The 5,697-nt window shown below is 42.8% G+C and carries 5 protein-coding genes and 1 pseudogene; 2 read left to right on the top strand and 4 right to left on the bottom strand.

The features are described from left to right. Positions 1-378, top strand: a pseudogene (locus AC805_RS20140) (transposase); the annotation flags it as partial. Positions 379-385: 7 nt separating this feature from the next. On the opposite strand, the gene AC805_RS20145 reads toward AC805_RS20140, so the two are convergent. After that, positions 386-802: a YHS domain-containing (seleno)protein gene (locus AC805_RS20145; protein ID WP_055077063.1), complete on the bottom strand. Its 417-nt coding sequence runs from the start codon at positions 800-802 to the stop codon at positions 386-388. 148 nt (positions 803-950) lie between these two features. Here AC805_RS20145 and AC805_RS20150 point away from each other — a divergent pair, with 148 nt between their 5' ends. Beyond that, positions 951-1,499, top strand: coding sequence for a TetR/AcrR family transcriptional regulator (locus AC805_RS20150; protein ID WP_055077064.1), 549 nt, complete (start codon positions 951-953; stop codon positions 1,497-1,499). Between the two features lie 288 nt (positions 1,500-1,787). Here the strand turns inward: AC805_RS20150 and miaA are convergent, their stop codons facing one another. From miaA to AC805_RS20165, 3 genes are all read right to left on the bottom strand, one after another. Continuing rightward, on the bottom strand, positions 1,788-2,687 hold the full coding sequence (gene miaA / locus AC805_RS20155; RefSeq protein WP_055077065.1) for a tRNA (adenosine(37)-N6)-dimethylallyltransferase MiaA: 900 nt from the start codon (positions 2,685-2,687) through the stop codon (positions 1,788-1,790). Positions 2,688-2,829: 142 nt separating this feature from the next. Further along, positions 2,830-4,233 carry an ATP-binding protein gene (locus AC805_RS20160; RefSeq protein WP_231663880.1) on the bottom strand — a complete coding sequence of 468 codons (1,404 nt, stop codon included), beginning with the start codon at positions 4,231-4,233 and terminating at the stop codon, positions 2,830-2,832. A gap of 11 nt (positions 4,234-4,244) precedes the next feature. Beyond that, on the bottom strand, positions 4,245-4,853 hold the full coding sequence (locus AC805_RS20165; RefSeq protein WP_055077067.1) for a cysteine hydrolase: 609 nt from the start codon (positions 4,851-4,853) through the stop codon (positions 4,245-4,247). Positions 4,854-5,697: the final 844 nt, after the last annotated feature.

Below are 5,697 nucleotides of genomic sequence, written 5' to 3' on the forward strand. Positions count from 1 at the left end.
CTCACCAAATCAAATATTTGGTTGACCAACGTTATCCCCATGCCATCAAAATCCGTCTTGCTCAAGATAACCTCAACACTCACGTTAAATCATCTCTTTACAAGGCTTTTCTGCCTGAGGAAGCCAGAAGAATTCTCGACAAAATTGAGTTTTACTACACCCCAAAGCATCGCAGTTGGATCAATATGGCTGAAATAGAGCTGAGTGTTTTAAATCGCCAATGTCTCGACCGTCGTATTCCTGACAAATAGCTTTTGATTCAGGAAGTCTCGGCTTGGGAAAATCGCAGGAATTCTCTCTTGTAAAGTCAATTGGCAATTTACTACTGCTGATGCTCGCGTTAAATTGCTTCGCCTCTACCTGTCAATAATTACTTGACTGGCTACTAAGCGGGAGGTAAATTTCCTTTAGCCCAATTTGCATCGGCATTTTTGCGACGGTTTTCTGCATCTGCATCCCAATCAGGCTTAGCATCTCCGAATTCACCCTTATAAAACAGGTAGAGCTTGCCATCCGTCACGTTGTAATTGACTGGATCGATGCTAAAGGTTTTACCTTCAGAGACAGCGGTAGCGCAGAATCCCCCATACTGCGGTAGATATTTCTCAGGCTCGGCTTCAAAGTGAGCCTTGTTTGCTGCACTAGTGAAGTAATAGATTGCGCCCCGATAGGTGAAAGCAATAGCTGGATTGCCTAGAGCGGGTTGCCCTGAAAAATAACTCACTGGATCGTAGCCTTCTAGAGCAATCCCCGCACCATTAAGGTTTAACGATTCAGGTGCAGTGTTGTCGTAAGTGGTCATAGTATTGCTCCTTAATGTTTTGAACGGAATTTGTGACAGATAGTTGCGTTCTTTGCTTTTTACCAAACGTTCGGCATATGCCCAACTTACCGAACGTTTGTTAGAATGTCAAGTAGGAACGTAAAACTTTTTGAGGTCAGTGCAGTAAATGTCTAAAGCATCGGTTATTCCCCAACTAATGGGGGTTTTTCAGGAATATGGCTATGAAGGAGCAAGTATTACGCGGTTTTCGGAAGCGACTAGTTTAAAGAGAGCCAGCCTCTATCACTATTTCCCCAATGGTAAAGAAGAAATGGCTGACGAGGTTCTGGACTATATTACGCAGGCTCTCCAAGAGCAACTACTGGCACCGTTACACAGCGATCTTCCGCCCATCGATCGCCTCCGCGCCATGAACCAAAACATCGATGCGTTTTATCAACATGGACAGCGAGACTGTTTGTTGGCACTGCTTACGATTGGGGAGGCTCAGGGTCTATTTCAAGAGCAGGTGCAGCAAGCACTCAATCTGTTTATCGATAGTTTGGCAACTGTGTTAGTCACTGCGGGAATTACACCGATTACTGCCCGCGAACGTGCGGAAGAAGCGATCGCGCTGATTCAAGGTTCGCTGGTGTTGACACGGGGACTGAATAATACAGCAACCTTTGAGCGCGTTCTCGAGCGACTGCCAGCGGATTTGCTGCGCCCTGAATAAAGTGTCAACAGGCAAGATCGATACAGATAGGATCTCCCAATATAGATAGTGGGTCTATTTTAATTTTTTCGATGATGATTCAAGAAGCGATCGAATCGTCGTCCGCGCAATATATCCGCATGGTCATTCTATCCCAGTACTACTATCTTGGCTCTAGGGATAAAAATCTTATGCGACCCTTATCACTTGTCGTCGAATTAGTAAGTACGCTATTACTTGATTAGCGATGGTAATTGGAACTGCTGCCCAACTATGTATTAAGCCTGACAAAAGATATCAAATGGGCAGCTATAAAATGCCGATCGCATCTTCCCAAGTACTTCCCGATCGCAACCAATTAATCGGCAAGTCGCCATTCCCCGAACCGCGAAACCATGTCCGCTGGCGTTTTGCAAACTGACAAGTATGCGTCACTGTAAGGGATTTGGCAGTTTCCAGATCGATTTTATGGGCTAAATAATCCGACATTTCCGCATAGCCCAGAGTTTTTAAAAGCGGTAAGTCTTTCCCATAGCACCTTTGCAAATGACAAATCTCATCGAGCCACCCCCGATCTAGCATTTGCTCCGTGCGATCGCCTACTAATTTCCGATAAGCATCCAGATCTTCGCAATCCAATCCAATCTGCACGATCTGATAATCAGGCGGTTGCTCACCCTGTTGCGCTGATAAAGGTTTGCCTGTTACGTAAAAAACCTCTAGCGATCGCCAAGTTCTGACTTGATCGTTAGCATGAATTTTGTTAGCCCCCACGGGATCGACCTGTTGCAATACTTGATAGCAATAGTGCTGTCCTAATTGTTCAAATTGCGATCGCAGATCGGGTTGCGGCGGCACATGGGGAATTTTTAGCCCTGCGGTAATTGCCTTGATATATAACCCTGAACCACCAACTAAGATCGGCGTAACACCTTCGGCATGAAATTTAGCAATTAAAGTTTGTGCTTGATCTTGATAATCAGCAAGGGTCAGAGTTTGATCAGGATTAATAATATCAATCAAATAATGGGGAACACCTTGACGTTCCTCCATTGTCGGCTTTGCAGTACCAATATCTAGCTCACGATAAACTTGGCGGGAGTCAGCACTTAGGATGGGAGCGTTTAGATATTTCGCAAGAGCGATCGCCAAACTAGTTTTACCCGTAGCCGTAGCCCCCAAAATGACGATTAACCCCGCACGATCCATGATTTTAGTTCTTTGAATTAAAAAATAAACCCCGTAAGGTTTTGGGCAGGACATAAAACCGAATAGAGAGTTGCGGCGCTTCGCGCCGCAACTCTCTATTCGGTTTTATGTTTGTTCTACCATTACTGACTATAGCTTAGGACTATTGAGAAACACTAGACTGGGAAATAGGAATCTGAATCAAAAACTCCGTTCCTTGCCCTATGGTCGATAGGCATCGGAGAATCCCGCCATGCCTTTCGGTAATAATTTGGTAACTGATGGACAACCCCATACCCGTCCCTTTCCCAACGGGCTTTGTCGTAAAAAATGGTTCAAAAATGCGATCTATGACCTCTTGAGCCATACCCACGCCGTTATCCTTAATCCGAATTATCACCACAGCTAGACCAAGCAAAGGATCGGCTTCTTTTAATTCGGTAACAATGGTAATGGTCGGTTGCCAGTCTGCTCGCTGGGGCTTGCTATGAGTAGTTTCCTTCCCAAGATTCTTGGTAGCAATGCAGGATAACTCTTCGAGGGCATCGATCGCATTGGTCAATAAATTCATAAATACCTGATTCAGCTGCCCAGCATAACACTCCACCATCGGCAGGTTGTCATACTGTTTAATCACTTGAATACCAGAATTATGATTTTGGTTATTTTGATCCTTGAGACGATGTTGCAAAATCATTAACGTGCTGTCAATTCCTTCATGAATATTGACAGCTTTAAATTCAGCTTCATCCAATCGCGAAAAATTACGCAGTGACAACACAATTTGACGAATGCGATCGGAGCCAACCTTCATGGATGTCAATAACTTAGTGAGATCCTGCGTTAAAAAATCTAAATCCAGTCCCTCTAACTCTTCCCTAACTTCATCAGCGATCCCATTACTATGCTGTTGATACAAAGCGATCGCCTTGAGCAAATCCGAGACATATTGCGTAGCGTAAGTCAGATTGCCGTGAATGAAGTTAACGGGATTATTAATTTCATGGGCAACCCCAGCCACCAGTTGCCCCAAACTAGACATTTTTTCGTTCTGCACCAATTGCGTCTGTGTCCGATGTAAATCTTGCAAAGCCTTTTTTAATTCGGCTGTGCGCTGCTCTACACGTATTTCCAAAACCTCATTGACTTCTTGCAAAGCTGTTTCGGCAAGCTTACGATCGGTAATATTCGTTAAGGATCCCCCCCCCTCACTCTGATTGCTAGAATAAGCCGATAGTTCTAGCCAGACAATTACTCCCGATTGATGTTGAAATCGTAATTCTTGACCAATCACAACCTGTTGCTTTTGCAATTGATCGAGCAACTGTTGCCCCCGAGTCAAATCTTCTGGAGCCAGAAAATTAGAAAGCGGTTGAGAGAGAGAGTCGGCAATGTTATACCCCAAAGTCTCAGTCCAAGCTCGATTGAGAAAGGTAAAACAGCCCAATGGATCGCACTTAAAAACGATCTCTCTTAAGCTTTCAACTAACTCTCGATAACGTCGCTCTGATTCCGAGAGTTTTTCAATCAACCGATAATGAATTTGTGTATTCAGTTCGTTTGTCATCTCATCAGGGTTCATGGGCTGAGTGCAAGCTGGCTTAAAAGCTCAGTGTGAGTGACGACATTTGCATACAGAGGAAAAATATTTTCACAATAGAATGACTGCTCAAATACAGTTCTTGCGGAGGTGCAATCAGAGAGAATTGTAACCTGATATCCTTGCTCATGCGCAGAACGTCCCGTGGAATCAATACAAACCGAGGTAAGAGTTCCCGCCAAAACGATATTTTTGATCGCATTTTGTTGCAGGGTTTCGTTTAGATTGGTATTAACAAAGGCGTTAAAACCTCGTTTCCCTGGGACACGCAAAATCCGATGTTTAAATCGATTCAACTCTTCAATAGTTTTCGATCCCTCCGTTCCAACTTGAAATGCTCTCACCTCTTTAATTGTTTTGAGAATACCAATTGGGTCAACCATTTCTTCATAACTAGAAGTGAAGAAGATCGGTGTTTCTACAATCAATACTGAAGTGGGTTCCAAACAGTCTAAAAGATGAATTGTATTAGATAATGCATTCGTAACTTTAGAAGACTCTTCAACTATGCCATGCAGAATTCCGTTAGGGGCAAAATAGTCGTTTTGAAAACCGATCAGCAGTAAGGCTGTATTGTGAGTATTCATATATACTTCTAGCCAAAAAATATTGTATACAGACTTTAAGAAACATGAAGTTATTTTACCCAGTTTATGAAGTATATCAATCAGTATTTTATCTGATTTGTCTAAATCACTATGTATAGTTCTAAAACAGGAATACATCCTGTAGTCCAAGTGTGGCACAGACTACAGATTAGAATTTTATATTTAATTCTTGTCTGGCTACGCAAAGAAATATCTCAAATCTAATGAGAATAAAATTCCACCCTAGAAACAAGATAATAGCAAATAGAGTGTCAATAAATTATGAATAAAAGTTAAATCAAATATAGCTATTGCCAATTGTATCAAGACATAAAAACCCAAAGATGAGGGAAAGTACAAAGCGTCGCCCCTCATCTTTTGATTTCAGATTGCCATGTATGGCAATCTGAAAGATTTTTTGATAAGAACCCACTCTCTTAAATAGCACTGTTATATAGCACTGTAAGAGATAGCGAGGACAAATCAAAACCCTAAAGATGAGTGGCGGCGCAAAGCGCCGCCACTCATCTTTAGGGTTTTATAGCTGCCGCCAACTGTATCAGGACATAAAACCCAAAAGAGAGTTGCCGCGCTCCGCGCGGCAACTCTCTTTTGGGTTTTGATTTTGTCCTAACAAAACTGGCTGCAGCTATATATCCTCAGTAGTCCTAAATGAACGTGAGTTCGGGATAATTTGAAACGGGCATTGAGAAAGGGTTTGCCACCTTAACCCGAACTGATGTTAATTACTTAATTGGCGACGAAAATCTCTAGGGCTAAGGCGTAATGGGTTTTGAGTATCCCATATCCCCAATTCTTGTAATCTTGCTTTTGATTGAGCACG

This window comes from Pseudanabaena sp. 'Roaring Creek' (assembly GCF_001402795.1).
In the GTDB taxonomy this organism is placed as follows: domain Bacteria; phylum Cyanobacteriota; class Cyanobacteriia; order Pseudanabaenales; family Pseudanabaenaceae; genus Pseudanabaena.

Excerpts from the sequence above, each read along its gene's own strand:
- AC805_RS20145 (WP_055077063.1), bottom strand. The coding sequence starts at position 802 with ATGACCACTTACGACAACACTGCACCTGAATCGTTAAACCTTAATGGT.
- AC805_RS20150 (WP_055077064.1), top strand. The coding sequence starts at position 951 with ATGTCTAAAGCATCGGTTATTCCCCAACTAATGGGGGTTTTTCAGGAA.
- miaA (WP_055077065.1), bottom strand. The coding sequence starts at position 2,687 with ATGGATCGTGCGGGGTTAATCGTCATTTTGGGGGCTACGGCTACGGGT.
- AC805_RS20160 (WP_231663880.1), bottom strand. The coding sequence starts at position 4,233 with ATGACAAACGAACTGAATACACAAATTCATTATCGGTTGATTGAAAAA.
- AC805_RS20165 (WP_055077067.1), bottom strand. The coding sequence starts at position 4,853 with ATGAATACTCACAATACAGCCTTACTGCTGATCGGTTTTCAAAACGAC.